Source organism: Erwinia sp. MYb375, assembly GCF_037479175.1.
In the GTDB taxonomy this organism is placed as follows: domain Bacteria; phylum Pseudomonadota; class Gammaproteobacteria; order Enterobacterales; family Enterobacteriaceae; genus Erwinia; species Erwinia rhapontici.
Genome location: NZ_JBBGZS010000023.1, coordinates 929,090 through 945,416 on the forward strand (window position 1 = coordinate 929,090; position 16,327 = coordinate 945,416).

General features: G+C 52.9%; 15 protein-coding genes, 1 pseudogene and 1 other annotated feature. Of the genes and pseudogenes, 10 read left to right on the forward strand and 6 right to left on the reverse strand.

Annotation, left to right across the window (positions count from 1 at the left end):
- Positions 1-1,290, reverse strand: a complete 1,290-nt coding sequence (locus WH279_RS17205; protein WP_339457845.1) for an arsenic transporter — start codon at positions 1,288-1,290, stop codon at positions 1-3.
- A gap of 60 nt (positions 1,291-1,350) precedes the next feature.
- The gene (locus tag WH279_RS17210) at positions 1,351-1,668 is read right to left on the reverse strand and encodes a metalloregulator ArsR/SmtB family transcription factor (RefSeq protein WP_339458764.1); all 318 of its coding nucleotides are present in this window, start codon (positions 1,666-1,668) and stop codon (positions 1,351-1,353) included.
- A gap of 923 nt (positions 1,669-2,591) precedes the next feature.
- Here WH279_RS17210 and WH279_RS17215 point away from each other — a divergent pair.
- On the forward strand, positions 2,592-3,218 hold the full coding sequence (locus tag WH279_RS17215) for a serine protease (RefSeq protein ID WP_339457846.1): 627 nt from the start codon (positions 2,592-2,594) through the stop codon (positions 3,216-3,218).
- Positions 3,219-3,274: 56 nt separating this feature from the next.
- On the opposite strand, the gene WH279_RS17220 is transcribed toward WH279_RS17215, so the two are convergent.
- Together WH279_RS17220 and rnm are read right to left on the reverse strand one after the other, a co-directional pair.
- Positions 3,275-3,895 (reverse strand): L-threonylcarbamoyladenylate synthase, encoded by a 621-nt coding sequence (locus tag WH279_RS17220; protein WP_339457847.1) that lies wholly within the window; start codon positions 3,893-3,895, stop codon positions 3,275-3,277.
- A complete protein-coding gene (rnm, locus tag WH279_RS17225) occupies positions 3,895-4,806 on the reverse strand; it encodes an RNase RNM (RefSeq protein ID WP_339457848.1) in 912 nt (303 codons plus the stop codon). The genes WH279_RS17220 and rnm overlap by 1 nt, the downstream gene beginning before the upstream one ends.
- 156 nt (positions 4,807-4,962) lie before the next feature.
- Positions 4,963-5,061 (forward strand) — a sequence feature (Trp leader region).
- Positions 5,062-5,084: 23 nt separating this feature from the next.
- Between rnm and WH279_RS17230 the strand changes: the two genes are divergently transcribed.
- From WH279_RS17230 to WH279_RS17255, 6 genes and pseudogenes are all read left to right on the forward strand, one after another.
- Complete coding sequence (locus WH279_RS17230) at positions 5,085-6,647, forward strand: anthranilate synthase component 1 (RefSeq protein ID WP_339457849.1); 1,563 nt, start codon at positions 5,085-5,087, stop codon at positions 6,645-6,647.
- Positions 6,647-8,238 (forward strand): annotated as a pseudogene (gene trpD, locus WH279_RS17235) (bifunctional anthranilate synthase glutamate amidotransferase component TrpG/anthranilate phosphoribosyltransferase TrpD). Before WH279_RS17230 ends, trpD begins: the two are co-directional and overlap by 1 nt.
- 2 nt (positions 8,239-8,240) lie before the next feature.
- Entirely contained in the window at positions 8,241-9,602 is a 1,362-nt protein-coding gene (trpCF, locus tag WH279_RS17240) for a bifunctional indole-3-glycerol-phosphate synthase TrpC/phosphoribosylanthranilate isomerase TrpF (RefSeq protein ID WP_339457850.1), read from the forward strand.
- Positions 9,603-9,616: 14 nt separating this feature from the next.
- Positions 9,617-10,807: a tryptophan synthase subunit beta gene (gene trpB, locus WH279_RS17245; RefSeq protein WP_133841891.1), complete on the forward strand. Its 1,191-nt coding sequence runs from the start codon at positions 9,617-9,619 to the stop codon at positions 10,805-10,807.
- Positions 10,807-11,613 carry a tryptophan synthase subunit alpha gene (trpA, locus tag WH279_RS17250; protein ID WP_339457851.1) on the forward strand — a complete coding sequence of 269 codons (807 nt, stop codon included), beginning with the start codon at positions 10,807-10,809 and terminating at the stop codon, positions 11,611-11,613. The genes trpB and trpA overlap by 1 nt, the downstream gene beginning before the upstream one ends.
- A 151-nt stretch (positions 11,614-11,764) precedes the next feature.
- The gene (locus tag WH279_RS17255) at positions 11,765-12,079 is read left to right on the forward strand and encodes a BON domain-containing protein (RefSeq protein WP_133841889.1); all 315 of its coding nucleotides are present in this window, start codon (positions 11,765-11,767) and stop codon (positions 12,077-12,079) included.
- 62 nt (positions 12,080-12,141) lie between these two features.
- Here WH279_RS17255 and ompW read toward each other — a convergent pair whose 3' ends face one another.
- On the reverse strand, positions 12,142-12,777 hold the full coding sequence (gene ompW, locus WH279_RS17260) for an outer membrane protein OmpW (protein WP_339457852.1): 636 nt from the start codon (positions 12,775-12,777) through the stop codon (positions 12,142-12,144).
- Positions 12,778-13,147: 370 nt separating this feature from the next.
- On the opposite strand from ompW, the gene WH279_RS17265 reads away from it, so the two are divergent.
- From WH279_RS17265 to yciA, 3 genes are all read left to right on the forward strand, one after another.
- Positions 13,148-13,885 (forward strand): YciC family protein, encoded by a 738-nt coding sequence (locus tag WH279_RS17265; RefSeq protein WP_339457853.1) that lies wholly within the window; start codon positions 13,148-13,150, stop codon positions 13,883-13,885.
- Positions 13,886-13,959: 74 nt separating this feature from the next.
- Positions 13,960-14,499 (forward strand): septation protein A, encoded by a 540-nt coding sequence (locus WH279_RS17270; RefSeq protein WP_159336551.1) that lies wholly within the window; start codon positions 13,960-13,962, stop codon positions 14,497-14,499.
- Between the two features lie 73 nt (positions 14,500-14,572).
- Positions 14,573-15,001 carry an acyl-CoA thioester hydrolase YciA gene (yciA, locus tag WH279_RS17275; protein ID WP_200642463.1) on the forward strand — a complete coding sequence of 143 codons (429 nt, stop codon included), beginning with the start codon at positions 14,573-14,575 and terminating at the stop codon, positions 14,999-15,001.
- Between the two features lie 414 nt (positions 15,002-15,415).
- Here yciA and tonB read toward each other — a convergent pair whose 3' ends face one another.
- Positions 15,416-16,135, reverse strand: coding sequence for a TonB system transport protein TonB (tonB, locus tag WH279_RS17280; RefSeq protein WP_339457854.1), 720 nt, complete (start codon positions 16,133-16,135; stop codon positions 15,416-15,418).
- Positions 16,136-16,327: the final 192 nt, after the last annotated feature.

Sequence of the window (16,327 nt, forward strand, 5' to 3'; positions counted from 1 at the left end):
TCATTGGGTCAGCGCCAGGCGCAAAGCCAGCGCACTCAGGGTGACAAGCAGCACGGGCAGTGTCATCACCACGCCAACCCGGAAGTAGTAACCCCAGCTAATCTTGATGTTTTTCTGGTCGAGTACATGCAGCCAAAGTAACGTCGCCAGACTTCCAATCGGTGTAATTTTCGGCCCCAGATCGCAGCCAATAATGTTGGCGTAAATCATGGCTTCTTTGATGACACCTTCCGCCGCACTTGCCTCGATTGAGAGCGCGCCGATCAAAACAGTCGGCATATTGTTCATCACTGATGAAAGCATCGCCGTGACCAGCCCAGTACCAAAGGTGGCACTCCACAGCCCCCCGTTTGCGAAGGTATTTAATAGTGAGGTGAGATACTGGGTGAGGCCCGCATTTTTCAGACCGTAGACAACCAAGTACATCCCCAGTGAGAAAATAACAATCTGCCAAGGTGCACCGCGTAGCACTTTCCCGGTGTTAATGGCATGGCCGCGTTTAGCCACAACAAACAGAATGATCGCACCAGACGCAGCTATAACACTCACGGGAATGCCGAGCGGCTCAAGCAGGAAGAAGCCAACCAACAGCAGAACCAACACCAGCCAGCCCATTTTGAATGTCGCCGGGTCTTTGATGGCATTCGCAGGAGATTTCAACAGTGAAAGATCGTAGGTAGCGGGAATGTCTTTACGGAAGAAAAGATGAAGGACAATCAGCGTGGCAATGATAGCGGCGAGATCAACCGGCACCATGACTGACGCATAGTCACTAAACCCCAGTTGGAAAAAATCTGCAGAAACGATATTAACGAGATTGGAGACTATCAGCGGCACACTGGCGGTGTCAGCGATAAACCCGGCTGCCATAACGAAAGCCAGTGTTGTTCCTTTGCTAAAACCTAATGCCAGCAGCATAGCGATAACAATGGGTGTCAGAATGAGCGCTGCACCATCATTAGCAAATAGCGCGGCCACCGCAGCACCTAACAGCACGATATACGTAAAAAGCAACCGCCCTCGCCCGTTACCCCATTTGGCAACATGCAACGCACACCATTCAAAAAATCCTGATTCGTCCAACAGCAGGCTGATGATGATTACTGCGATAAATGCAGCCGTTGCGTTCCAGACGATATGCCAGACAGCCGGAATGTCATTCAACTGAATGACTCCGGTCACCAACGCAAGTACTGCACCTATTGACGCTGTCCAGCCAATGCTAAGCCCGCGAGGCTGCCAGATAACCAACACAATGGTCAGGATAAATATTGCGCCTGCGAGTAACATTGAAATCTCCCACCTCGAAAAAATACATACGTTTTTGTGAATGCGTTTTTGCGATCAGCTTCACACATTAGCGTTAGCGTTTTTGAGTGATTCACGTACTTCCTCACGCTGACTGCTCCATGCGGTATCAATAATCGAGGCAGCCCATGCCGGCATATGAGGTGAAAGACGATAATGAACCCATTTGCCCTCACGGCGATCCAGCACTAATCCTGCATCACGTAACAGGGCAATATGCCTGGAAATCTTCGGCTGCGACTGGTTTGTCACTGCGCAAAGGTCGCACACACACAACTCTCCCGCTTCCCGTAACAGCAAAATAATGGTTGTCCGCGTTTCGTCGGCAAGCAATTTGAAAAGTTGAACAGGATGCATAATCAAACGTTCCAGTGAAAACAAGACAAATATGATAATTCATATATGTTAAAAGTAAAAGTGGATTTCAATCACTGGAAAATTTCCTATGCCAGCATTTCCAGCCCTTGATGCTGAACACGTTGATCTGTTCTTCTCAGGGAAAAACGCTGGCAGTGACGGAGTTTGCGGCGGGTCGCCGTCGTTCAACGCCGTCAATCAGGCAAAGATTTGATTGCGCCCCGTGCCATTGGTCATCAAACCCAAAGGACGCAGTGCGTGACCGCACCATTTTCATTGCATTTAAAAGACTTAACAGTTACCCACCTGAATGAAAGTATAAATACTTATCATTTAGCGTATTTTTCATTCATTCGTTAAAAAATGAATTAACCGAAATAACAGCAGGTTACTGCCTTACACTCCCCTTATTTGTTGAACCTTTCAGCCCGCACCAGGCCTGGCGCCAGCCCAAAAATCCCGTATCTACGCGTGAACACCAGCCCGCCACTCCAGTTTTTTTGATTTTTTTAGTTTCAAATACCAGACTGAAACTATTTTACATTATATTATGCTGCCATAATCACTATCAACCGAGGATACAGGAGAATAAATACCAAATATTCAGTTAATTTACACAGCAGGTTGGGTTAATTCTGGATTATCCGGCATATTAAGATTAAGGCTCAGATATTAATTTGCTGAACTTATAAGTTTGTGTAGAATTCACTCAGGCAGAAGAGCGCCATATAAATAGATAGTTAAATAAATATTATAAATACACGTTTAACGTGAACATAAAAATTTCGTTTTTCTTTTCGTTGTTAGCAGTACACGGGAGTGAATGCTCCTGAAAAAAATACGCTGAGTCACACTCGGCATCGGCATTACACGTCATTACTCCTCACCAGGGATTTTACTGACGTGTCCGACAAAATGTGAATATTATGAAAATTAAAAACACCCTGCCGGCGTTGGCATTGCTAATGCTGACCGGCTGCTCTGTAGGCAAATATGACTACAGCAGCGAAGCTATGAAACGCGTAGATATGAACTTTACCGGCATTCCGACCATTCTCGGCATCGGTGCGCTGGGCAGCAGTATCCCTATCACCCCGGAGTACAGCCTGACTGCAGCGCATGTGGCAAAGCTTTCCGTACAGAAAGTGAAGGCCTATCACCCTTACTGCGACCTGGCGATCATCTACCACAAGAACGACATCAAAACGCTGCCTAAATTTCGCGACGGTGCCATTGGCGAGTCAGTGAAAATGTACGGTTACAGCTTTATTTCCGCCATGCCCGTTGAATCAGCAGGCGTCAATCTGGCCCTGACGGGAATTCGCAATGAATGGAATAAACGACCTTGCGTAGCGATGGCATCCAATGCTGGCGTGGTAAAAGGCATGTCGGGTGGTGCGGTTTATAATAGCGATGACACCATTGGTGGCGTCATTGTTGGCTTTACTAGCGAAATAAAAAGACCGCGTAAATCTCCAGTTCCGCTTAAGGATGTTTCACTGTATATCCCCTATAAGGATTTTAAAGAGTGGCTGGGCAAATCAACATCGTAATAACAATGAATGAGAATAAATAACAGGCCCATTCTCAGCGGCCTGTTATTTATCGCTTAGAGAAAGGGTTGAATATCGCCCACACCCTCGCGGATCACTTCCGGGGTATTTTCCGTTAAATCAATGACGGTGGTTGGCTGCTGCCCGAGATACCCGCCATGAATAATCAAATCCACCAGCTTGCCAATTTCATCCTGGATCGCTTCCGGGTCGGACTCGGTAAAATCATTTCCCGGCAGCATCAGCGACGTTGACATCATCGGCTCGTTCAGTGCTTCCAGCAGTTCCAGCGCAATCGGGTTTGAGGGGACGCGCAGACCGATCGTCTTACGTTTCTCGCTCATCAGACGGCGTGGCACTTCTTTGGTTGCCTTCAGAATAAACGTGTAGTTCCCCGGCGTGTTGTTGTTGATCAGGCGAAATGCGGTGTTGTCCACGTGCGCATAGGTCGACAGCTCTGAGAGGTCACGACACATCAGGGTAAAGTTATGGTTACCATCCAGCTGACGAATGCGACAGATACGCTCCATCGCACTTTTATCTTCCAGCTTACAGCCCAGTGCATAGCCAGAATCCGTCGGATAGACAATCACACTGCCCTTATTGAGCATTTCAACCGCCTGCTTGATCAGACGCGGCTGAGGATTATCAGGATGAATATAGAAAAATTGACTCATTACACACCTCTTGTTTGCGCTTCACTGCCACAAACCTGATTGACAATTTCAGGAAAACGGTGCCATACCGCTTCGACGCCGCCCGGCAGCCACAATTTTTTTCCCAGTTCAATCCAGGGACAGGCCTGATGGAAGTCAGAACCCTGCGAGGCCGCTAACTGGTAGTCCTGCGCATAGCGTGCCAGTTGCTGACGCTCATTGGGCGCCTGCTGACACTGAGCCACTTCCATCGCCTCGCCGCCCTGCTCACTGAAGTGAGCCAGCAGACGTTTCAGCCATTTTGCCGACAGACCGTAGCGACCCGGATGGGCTACCACGGCACGGCCACCTGAATGATGAATAGCATCAATAGCTTGTTTAATTGAACACCACTGTGGCGGGGCATAACCGGTTTTGCCGCGTGCCAGATAATTTTTGAACACCTGTTGCATGGTGTCCGCTTTCCCGGCGTTAATCAGAAAGCGGGCAAAATGCCCGCGCGTCACGGCACCGCCTTCTGCCAGCGCCAGCGCGCCCGCTAATGCGCCGGGAATATGCGCTTTTTCCAGCCGTTCAGCGATCAGTTCCGCACGCGCCAGGCGCCTCTGCCCCTGTTCAGCCAGGAAGGCGATCATCTCTGGGTGGTCAATATCAATACCCAGGCCAACGATATGGATTTCATGGTTCTCCCACAACGTTGAGATCTCCACGCCATTGATCAACTGCAACGGCAACGCATGACGTGCAATCGCTTCACGCGCGGGTTTAATGCCGTACGTTGTATCGTGGTCGGTGATGGCCAGCACGCCCACGCGCTGTTCCACCGCACGCAGAACCAGTTGCTCCGGGGTCAGTAACCCGTCGGAAGCCCGCGTGTGGCTGTGAAGATCATAGATAGGAAAAGCGCTGAGTGAGGCGGCAACTGCGGTCAAAACGACTCCGGGAAAGACAGAAAAATATCGCAGCATGATACCGACATTTTGCCCTAAGGGAAAAAGAGTATTGACTTTTCTCCTGCGAACCAGTTAACTAGTACGCAAGTTCACAAGCAAGGTATCTGTATCATGACGTATTCATTCTCTCTGATGACTGGTTGGTGGCGTACTTCTCCCTGAAAGGGCGAGGTTGTCATGCACGGTCAATACGTAGTGCAGATACTCAAGCCCGCCTGATGCGGGCTTTTTTTTGAGCAAAAAACAGAGAACATCACATGCAAAATGCCAAACCTACAGTGAAGTTGATTACCGGCAACGCACCTTACCGTGAAGATCCGGCCGCTGTTTTTCATAAGCTGTGTGCCGCCCGTTCCGAGACGCTGCTGCTGGAATCTGCGGACGTTGACAGCAAGCGCAACCTGAAAAGCCTGCTGATTGTGGATAGTGCCCTGCGCATTAGCGCCCTTGATAACCGGGTACAGGTGCAGGCACTGTCTGAGAATGGCCGCGCGCTCCTGCCGCTGCTGGATGCCGCGCTGCCGGAATCGGTTGAGAACCGCGTGCGCCCGGATGGCCGCGAACTGGTGTTCCCGATTAACCACGCTTTCCTCGATGAGGACGCCAATCTTCGTGCGCTGTCGGTCTTTGATGCATTACGCCTGATCCCACAGCTGGTTAATGCCCCGGCAGAAGAGCGTGAAGCCGTGCTGCTCGGCGGCCTGTTTGCTTATGATCTGGTAGCAGGTTTTGAGTCTCTGCCGGAATTAAAGAATGAACAGCGCTGCCCGGATTACTGCTTCTATCTGGCAGAAACGCTGCTGGTGATTGACCATCAGACGCAAAGCGCGCGACTGCAGGCCAGCCTTTTCACCCATTCACCTTCCGAGTTTATGCGCCTGCAAAGCCGCATTGAGCAACTGCACGGTCAGATGCTGCAGCCTGCCAGCGCACTGCCGGTGAAGACCGTCGAAAGCATGACGCTCAGCGTCAGCCAGAGCGATGAGGATTACTGCCAGGTGGTGCGCCAGATGCAGGATGCGATCCGCATCGGCGAGATCTTCCAGGTGGTGCCATCCCGTCGCTTCTCACTGCCCTGCCCGTCCCCGCTGGCCGCCTATGACACGCTGAAGAACAGTAACCCAAGCCCGTATATGTTCTTTATGCAGGATCGCGAGTTCAGCCTGTTTGGCGCTTCGCCGGAAAGCTCACTCAAGTATGACGCCACCAGTAACCAGATTGAAATCTACCCGATTGCCGGCACCCGCCCACGCGGCCGCCATGCGGATGGCTCACTGGATCGCGACCTCGACAGCCGCATCGAGCTGGAAATGCGCACTGACCATAAAGAGATGGCCGAGCATCTGATGCTGGTTGACCTCGCCCGTAACGATCTGGCGCGTATCTGTGAGCCGGGAACGCGTTATGTGGCAGACCTGACCAAAGTTGACCGTTACACCTTTGTCATGCATCTGGTCTCCCGCGTGGTCGGCCAGCTGCGTGCGGATATTGATGTGCTGCACGCTTACCGTGCCTGCATGAACATGGGCACGCTGAGCGGCGCACCGAAAGTCCGCGCTATGCAGCTGATTGCCAAAGCCGAAGGCACCCGTCGCGGCAGCTACGGTGGCGCCGTCGGTTACTTCACCGCCAGCGGCGATCTGGATACCTGCATTGTGATCCGCTCTGCGTACGTCGAAGACGGCGTGGCAACGGTTCAGGCCGGTGCCGGGGTGGTTCTGGATTCCAATCCGCAGGCGGAAGCGGATGAAAGCCGTAATAAGGCGCGCGCGGTTCTGCGTGCCATCGCGACAGCGCACCACAGCAAGGAGATGTTCTGATGGCCGATATTCTGCTGCTCGATAACTTCGACTCATTTACCTACAACCTCGTCGACCAGTTACGTGCCTTTGGCCATAACGTGGTGATTTACCGTAACAACGTCCCGGCGGACCAGTTGATTGCCCGTCTGCAGCAGATGGAAAATCCGGTACTGATGCTTTCTCCCGGTCCGGGCGCGCCATCAGAAGCGGGCTGTATGCCAGCGCTGCTGCAGGCCTTACGCGGCCAGTTGCCGATTATCGGTATCTGCCTCGGCCATCAGGCGATTGTTGAAGCCTATGGCGGCCACGTGGGTCAGGCGGGCGAAATCCTGCACGGGAAAGCCTCTGCGATTGATCATGACGATCAGGGCATGTTTGCCGGGCTGAACAACCCGTTACCGGTAGCACGCTACCACTCGCTGGTCGGCAGCAATATTCCCGATGGATTAACGGTTAACGCCACCTATAACGGCATGGTGATGGCCGTCCGTGATGACGCCAACCGTGTCTGTGGCTTCCAGTTCCATCCGGAATCTATTCTTACCAGCCAGGGCGCACGCCTGCTGGAACAAACTCTTGCCTGGGCGCTGGCGTGATCAAGGAGACAGCAATGAACACTATTCTGGAAAAATTATACCAGGCCGAGATCCTGACGCAGGCAGAAAGCCACCAGCTGTTTTCGGCGATTATTACCGGGCAGCTGGAGCCAACCCAGCTGGCGGGAGCGCTGATCGCCATGAAGATCCGTGGAGAACGTCCTCAGGAGATTGCCGGGGCAGCCACCGCCTTGTTAGAAGACGCTAAACCTTTCCCGCGCCCGGACTATCCGTTTGCGGATATTGTCGGGACCGGCGGTGACGGCAGTAACAGCATTAATATTTCCACCGCCAGCGCATTTGTTGCCGCCGCGTGTGGATTGAAGGTGGCGAAGCACGGTAACCGCAGTGTTTCCAGCAAATCAGGTTCGTCAGATTTGCTGGCCGCTTTCGGTATCAGCCTGGATTTACCCGCAGTGCAGGCGCGCCAGGCACTGGATGATTTAAACGTGTGTTTCCTGTTTGCCCCTCAGTATCACAGCGGTTTTCGCCATGCGATGCCGGTGCGTAAAGAACTGAAAACCCGTACTATCTTTAACGTGCTCGGCCCGTTGATTAACCCGGCACGTCCGCCGCTGGCGGTGATCGGTGTTTACAGCCCGGAGCTGGTGCTACCCATTGCTCAGACGTTGAAAGTGCTGGGTTACCAGCGTGCAGCAGTGGTGCATGGCGGGGGGATGGATGAAGTGGCTCTGCACAGCGCCACCCATGTGGCCGAACTGCGTGACGGCGAGATCACCAGCTATCAGTTAACGGCTGAAGATTTTGGCCTGAGCTACCATCCGCAAGAGGCGCTGGCCGGGGGTTCACCGGAAGAAAACCGTGACATTTTAACCCGTTTACTCCAGGGTAATGGCGAGCTGGCGCACGAAGAAGCCGTCGCGGCAAACGTCGCCCTGTTGCTGAAAATTTTTGGTCATGAAGACTTACGACACAATGCCCAACAGGCGCTGAAAACCATTCGCAGCGGCAAAGCCTACGAGCACGTGGTCGCACTGGCAGCAAGAGGATAATCATGCAGGAAACCGTACTCACTAAAATCGTTCAGGATAAAGCAATCTGGCTGGCAGAACGTCAGCAGCAGCAGCCGCTGGCCACCTTTCAGAACGACATCACACCCTCCACGCGCAGCTTTTACGATGCGCTGAAAGGTGCGCGCACCGTCTTTATTCTGGAATGTAAGAAGGCTTCGCCCTCAAAGGGCGTCATCCGTGAAGACTTTGACCCGGCGGTGATTGCCGGCGTGTATAAGCATTATGCCTCTGCCATTTCGGTGCTGACGGATGAGAAATACTTCCAGGGAAGCTTCGATTTTCTGCCGATCGTCAGCAGTATTGTCACCCAGCCGGTACTGTGCAAAGACTTTATTATTGACCCGTATCAGATCTACCTGGCGCGCCATTACCAGGCCGATGCCATCCTGCTGATGCTCTCCGTGCTCAACGACGATCAGTATCGCCAGCTGGCTGCCGTGGCGCACAGCCTGCACATGGGCGTCCTGACGGAAGTGATCAGCGATGAAGAGCTTGAACGCGCCACCGCGCTGGGTGCCAAAGTGGTCGGCATTAATAACCGTGACCTGCGCGATCTCTCCATCGATCTGGACCGCACCCGCCGCCTGGCACCGAAAGTGGCGCATGGCGTCACGGTGATCAGCGAGTCCGGCATCAACAATTATGCGCAAGTGCGCGAACTGAGCCACTTTGCTAACGGCTTCCTGATTGGCTCGGCGCTGATGTCAGAAGATGACCTGGCTGCCGCCGTGCGTCGGGTGATTATCGGCGATAACAAAGTCTGCGGCCTGACGCGTGCCGAAGATGCCCGCAACGCGCTGGAGGCAGGTGCACTGTATGGCGGCCTGATCTTCGCCGAGGGTTCCCCTCGCCAGCTCAGTATCGAACAGGCTCAGCAGATTATCCCTGCCGCTACACTGAAGTATGTCGGCGTGTTCCGTAACAATGTCATCAGTGACGTTGTCACCTGTGCGCAACAGCTGAATCTCTCCGCCGTACAGTTGCACGGCGACGAAGACCGCGACTACGTCAGCCAGTTACGCAGCCAGCTACCGGAAACGGTAAAAATCTGGAAAGCGTTCAGCATCAGCGACAGCCTGCCTGACCGTGACTGGGCTGGCGTTGACCGCTACGTCTTCGACCACGGAAACGGGGGCAGCGGTCAGGCGTTTGACTGGTCACTGCTTGCCAACCAGTCGCTGGACAATGTGCTGCTGGCCGGTGGTCTGGGTGCAGAAAATTGCGTACAGGCGGCACAGCTTGGCTGTGCGGGCCTCGACTTCAACTCCGGCGTGGAAAGTGCCCCTGGAGTGAAAGATGCCGGTAAAATTGCTTCCGTGTTTCAGACACTGAAAGCCTACTGATAAAGAGAAACAACATGACCCGATTAAATCCGTATTTTGGTGAGTTTGGCGGCATGTATGTGCCGCAGATCCTGATGCCTGCACTGCTCCAACTGGAAGATGCCTTTATCAGCGCTCAGAGCGACCCGGCGTTCCAGGCGGAATTTACTGACCTGCTGAAAAACTATGCTGGCCGCCCTACCGCGCTTACGCTGTGCAAGAACCTGACGGCAGGTACCAAAACCCGCCTGTATCTGAAGCGTGAAGACCTGCTGCACGGCGGCGCGCACAAAACTAACCAGGTGCTGGGCCAGGCACTGCTGGCGAAACGCATGGGGAAAAAGGAGATTATCGCTGAGACGGGTGCCGGTCAGCATGGCGTGGCGTCTGCCCTTGCCAGCGCACTGCTTGGCCTGAAATGCCGCATCTATATGGGCGCGAAAGATATCGAACGCCAGTCTCCTAACGTATTCCGTATGAAGCTGATGGGTGCGGAAGTCATCCCGGTTCACAGCGGTTCCTCAACGCTGAAAGATGCCTGTAACGAAGCGCTGCGCGACTGGTCGGGCAGCTATGAAACCGCTCACTACATGCTGGGTACCGCAGCGGGCCCGCATCCGTTCCCGACCATCGTGCGTGAGTTCCAGCGCATGATTGGTGAAGAGACCAAAGCGCAGATTCTGGAAAAAGAGGGCCGCCTGCCGGATGCGTTGATTGCCTGTGTGGGTGGCGGCTCTAACGCCATCGGCATGTTTGCTGATTTTATTGATGACACCAGTGTTGGCCTGATTGGCGTTGAACCGGCGGGTCACGGGATTGAAAGCGGTGAGCACGGCGCACCACTGAAGCACGGCCGCGTAGGCATCTATTTCGGGATGAAAGCGCCCATGATGCAAACCCACGATGGCCAGATTGAAGAGTCTTACTCTATCTCTGCCGGTCTCGACTTCCCGTCCGTCGGCCCTCAGCACGCCTATCTCAACAGCATTGGCCGCGCTGATTACGTTTCTATTACGGATGACGAAGCGCTGGATGCCTTTAAAACACTGTGCCGCAGCGAAGGGATTATCCCTGCGCTGGAATCGTCACACGCGCTGGCCCATGCCCTGAAAATGATGCGTGAAAACCCTGAGAAAGAGCAGCTGCTGGTGGTGAATCTTTCCGGCCGTGGTGACAAAGACATCTTCACCGTGCATGACATCTTTACCGCTAAGGGAGAAATCTGATGGAACGTTACGACCTCTGTTTTAAACGCCTGGCAGAACGTAAAGAAGGCGCTTTCGTGCCTTTCGTTACCCTCGGTGACCCGAATCCGGAGCTGTCATTGCAGATTATTGATGCGCTGGTGGCCGGAGGCGCGGATGCCCTTGAACTTGGCATCCCCTTCTCCGATCCGCTGGCGGATGGCCCGACCATTCAGAATGCCAATCTGCGCGCCTTCGCCGCAGGCGTGACGCCATCACAATGCTTCGAGATGCTGGCCGCCATTCGCCAGAAATACCCGGAACTGCCGATTGGCCTGCTGATGTACGCGAACCTGGTATTCTCAAACGGCATCGATAATTTCTATGCCCGCTGCCAGCAGGCTGGCGTTGATTCCGTGCTGATTGCGGATGTGCCGGTGGAGGAGTCCGCCCCCTTCCGTCAGGCGGCGATGCGCCATAACGTCGCCCCGATCTTTATCTGCCCGCCGAACGCCAGTGACGATCTGCTGCGTGAAATCGCCTCGCACGGCCGGGGGTATACCTACCTGCTGTCACGTGCTGGCGTCACCGGCTCCGAAACCCGTGCCAATCTGCCGTTGAAACATCTGGTCGATAAGCTGCGCGAATACCACGCTGCGCCTGCCTTACAGGGCTTTGGCATTTCTGAACCTTCACAGGTTAAAGAGGCCATCGCTTCCGGTGCCGCCGGGGCGATTTCAGGCTCGGCGATTGTCAAAATCATTGAGCGGAACGCCTCCCACCCGGACGTGATGCTGAAAGAGCTGACTGCCTTCGCCAGTGCACTGAAGGCCGCTACCCGCAGCTAATCTCTGTTAATGCCTTATCTGCGCGATAAGGCATTATTTTCTTTCTGTTTGTCACAATCCTGATTTGCTTTCTTTCCTTCTGTGAACAACTATTATTGTGAACCGCAATCACGCGGATGACTGCCTTTTGATGATGACAGGGAGAGATGCAATGAAATTGTTTAAAGTCTTATCGGGTATGGTTATTGCCGCTGTTGTGGCACTGTCCGTCAGCGCCTGCGCGCCGACGGCAACCAAAGAAGGTACTGGCGGGTATATTGACGATACGGTAGTAACGACTAAGGTGAAAGCCGGGTTGCTGAATGATAAATCACTGAAGTCCACGGAAATCAATGTTGAGACCTTTAAAGGTCGCGTGCAGTTAAGTGGTTTTGTCAGTTCACCACAGGCGGCAAACCGTGCCGTGCAGGTCACTCGCGGTGTGGCAGGGGTGAAATCGGTAGTCAACAATATGCAGATTAAGTAACGAACTGTATAAAAGAAAAAGGCGCGAACTTCGCGCCTTTCTTGTTTCTGGCCCAGACAGGCTTAGAAACGGTAACCCGCACCGAAGAAGAACACGAACGGATTAATGTGTGTATCAATACTCTGATGACCTGCCGTCTGAGAGTCGAAACTGACTTTCGTATTAATATCCATGTACCACAGTGACGCATTCAGCATCCAGTCAGGCGTTAATTGATAATCCAGGCCTAACTGCCCCGCCACACCCCAGGAGTTTTTCACTTTCAGGTTACTCAGCCCTGCCGCTCGCCCGGTGTCGTTAAAGTCCGTGTCATAGAACATGGTGTAGTTAACGCCGATACCGGCATAAGGCTGCCATTTGCTGGTATTGCCCATGAAGTACCACTGTGCCATTAACGTTGGCGGCAGTTGATGCACCGTTGCCAGTGTTCCGGTGGCCTTAAGTCCTACGTGATGTTTGAACGGTGTTGCACCCAGCAACTCAATACCAATATTGTCCGTCGCCATATAGGTGAAAGTCAGACCAAGCTGGGTATTGTTATCGATATCGAACTCACCCAGCCCCATGACATCATCAGAGCCACCGGTCGGGCGTACGGTCGCTGAACCGGCGCGCATAAAGAAGTCCCCGGCTTCGTGGGCGGAGGCAACAGCAGGCAGTAGGGTAACAAGAGCCAGTGCCAGTGCTTTCAGTTTCATAACCATTCCTTTTGTCGAATTGTTGTCAGCATGTGGCCTGCTACGAGGCCTTAGTGCGAAATCACGAACATATTTACGCTGATTTACGCAAAAGATCATGTGAATCAATCCGTATAAACTTGATAAAAAACATAGAGTTGATTTAGATCAATTTTAACCAATTAACCCCGGGATGAATCTTAATGATCCAGAGAGGGAAAACGAAAAATGACGCACCGTCAGTTCAGATGCAGGGAAATGTGACGCAGCAGGGTGTGAAAGTTGCGGTAATACCTTCTTAAATCGAAAGTTATGTCAATCTGAGTGCCAGCACCCCATGAGAGCATGTACAATCGCCGGGTCTATAACACCGGCCTTTCAAGGAGAGTACATGTCTATCACGGCGGGTTCGCTATACCGTGACACGGGGAATTTTTTCCGTCATCAGTTGGTTACCATTACACTGATGGCGCTACTGACCTCATTTATCACCATGATGCTCGGCAAGGCTTTTACGCCTGACGCCGATCAGATGCAGATCCTGGGTGACGGTGCCGCAGGTTCAGCCGGCAGCCTGATGGAAATGATTCAAAACATGTCGCCGGAGCAACAACAGGTGCTGTTAAAAGCCTCCGCTGCGGGGACTTTTGCTTCGCTGGTAGGGAATGTGCTGCTGCTGGGCGGCATGCTGTGCCTGATCCCGATGGTGTCATCCGGTCAGCGTGTCAGTGCACTGCGAGCGATTGGTGCTTCAGCGCCGTTGTTACCGCGCCTGCTGCTGCTGACGTTCCTGATGACGTTAGTGATCCAGCTTGGCTTTATGGTGCTGGTGGTTCCGGGTGTATTGCTGGCCGTGACGCTGGCGTTGTCACCGATGATCATGAATACAGAGAAAATCGGCGTTTTCGCGGCCATGCGCACCAGCGTTCGCCTTGGATGGAGCCAGATGAAACTGGTGGCGCCGGCCGTCGTGCTGTGGATTGTGGCGAAACTGATTGTGTTACTGCTGGCATCTTCATTGCTGTGGTTGCCGCCTGATGTCGCCTCCGTCCTCTTGAACGCCATTAGCAATCTGATTTCAGCCATACTGATTATCTATTTGTCACGTCTGTATATGCTGTTACGTTAATTCATCGGGAATGCCTCGACAGAGTCATTCCCGATTCATAATATTCCGGTTTAGTCTGTTATTTGGAAGCCGCTATGAAGCAGTTACTCGACTTTCTCCCGCTTGTAGTATTTTTTGTTTTCTACAAGTTGTACGACATTTTTGTTGCCTCTGGTGCTCTGATTGTGGCCTCAGGTCTGGCGCTGGTCGCCAGCTGGCTGCTGTATCGCAAGCTGGAAAAAATGTCGCTGATCACCTTCGCACTGGTGGCTATTTTTGGCACCCTGACGATTGCGTTGCATAACCCGGACTTTATCAAATGGAAAGTCACCATTATTTACGGTCTGTTTGCTGTCGCACTGCTGTTCAGCCAGTGGTTTATGAAACAACCCCTTATCCAGAAAATGCTGGGCAAGGAGATTCAACTGCCAGAATTTGCCTGGCGACGTCTGAATATCGCCTGGGCGCTCTTTTTCTTAGCCTGCGGGCTGGCTAACATCTACGTGGCGTTCTGGCTTTCCCAGGACATCTGGATGAACTTTAAAGTCTTCGGTCTGAGTGCGTTAACGCTGCTGTTTACACTATTAAGCGGTGTCTATATTTACCGTCTGATGCCACAACAAGAAGAAAAATAAGCGTTAAATGCCCCACCGAACACTCGGTCGGGCACGTTGGTTATTTGAAATCAGCAATGTCAGGAACATAACAATGAGCGAAGAATTAAGAACACCGCAGGGTGAGATGGTGCTGCGCACCCTCGCCATGCCAGCAGACACCAATGCTAACGGTGATATTTTCGGTGGCTGGCTGATGTCGCAGATGGATATGGGCGGCGCCATTCTGGCTAAAGAGATTGCTGAAGGACGTGTGGTTACCGTGCGCGCTGACGGGATGACCTTTCTGAAGCCGGTCGCGGTGGGGGATGTCGTCACCTGCCATGCACGTTGCATCCGCACCGGCACCAGCTCCATCACCATCAATATTGAAGTGTGGATAAAAAAAGTATCGTCAGAACCCATCGGGCAACGCTACTGCACCACCGAAGCGGTGTTTATTTACGTCGCCGTCGACCCGGACGGAAAACCGCGCTCCCTGCCGGATGATAAAATCAATTTCACGTTAGATACTTCGCAGTAATTCACTTTAAAAAATGGTTTCGGAAGAACACTTTAATTAGCGAGTAGATTTTGCATTACAGCAAGGCGGCAATTGAGCTAATACCCGGGAGCTTACATCAGTAAGTGACCGGGGTTAGCGAGAGCAGCCATACCCTTCATACTTCAAGCGGCAGGTGCGTTGGCGGCTCTCGTTCACCCGAATCACTTACACAAGTAAGCTCATCGGGATTCACTCGTTTGCCGCCTTCCTGCCACTCGAATTATTTCGGGTATAAACCGCTATGGTGCAAAAGATGCTGGCTAATTTTAGCCTGTGGATTTTGTGCCAGAGCAAGGCGGCAATTAAGCTAATCCCCGGGAGCTTACACAAGTAAGTGACCGGGGTTAGCGAGAGCAGCCAACGCCGCTAAGGTGCAAAAGATGCTGGCTAATTTTATTCGATGCTGGTGCCGCCATTGATCTTGAAGACAATATTCATCGTAATGTCCTTGCCCGGTTTGCCTGCTTCATAGCGCCATTTACGCATCGCCTGCTTCACTTCCCGCTCAAACATGTTACGAGGTTCCGCAGACAGGATACGGATGTTATCGACCTGCCCTGAGCTATCGACGTCAAACTGCACACGTACACGCCCTTCCACACGCAGCGCAAAGGCGCGTGACGGATAGGATGGCTTACCGACGGTCAACGCCCGCGGGCCTGTTGAAACGGCCGTAGACGGCGCCTGAGAGGTCTTCGGTGCCGTAGAGGGCTTTGTCTGCTCTGTCGGCCGGGTTTCCACCGGGGCGGCAGGACGCGGTTTCACTTCCTGCTTCGGCTTCACCACTTCTTTCTTCACCGGCTTCGGTTTAGGTTTTGGCTTAGGTTCCGGTTTCGGGATCGGCACGGGTTCGGGCTTCGGTGGCTCCGGAGCCGGTTCAGGTTCCACTACCGGCTCCGGCTCAGGTTCAACAACAGGGGGCGCGGGTTGCGGTTCCGGCTGCACTTCAGGGGCCACCAGCGACACACTAATGGGCTGAGACGCTTTGGGCATTTCGACCACCTGATGAAATGAGGCGTACAGCAGTGCCCCGATCACCGAACCATGCAGTACGACCGAAATCAGCAATGGCAAAGGTGAGCGGCGAGGTAGATCAGTTGTTAGCGTCGTCATAATCTTTCTGGTCAAAATGTGAAGGGGTGATTTTAAATGCAAATAGCAATCAATTTCAATAACCTCTCACAATCAATCGCGGATTAACGCTTTAAAGGGCAACAACCTGACCTTTATCAAGGGCAAATTATCTTTCATTTGCACAAATGTTAACGATCACTTAACGTGATGCCGAATCTCATCCCCGACAGG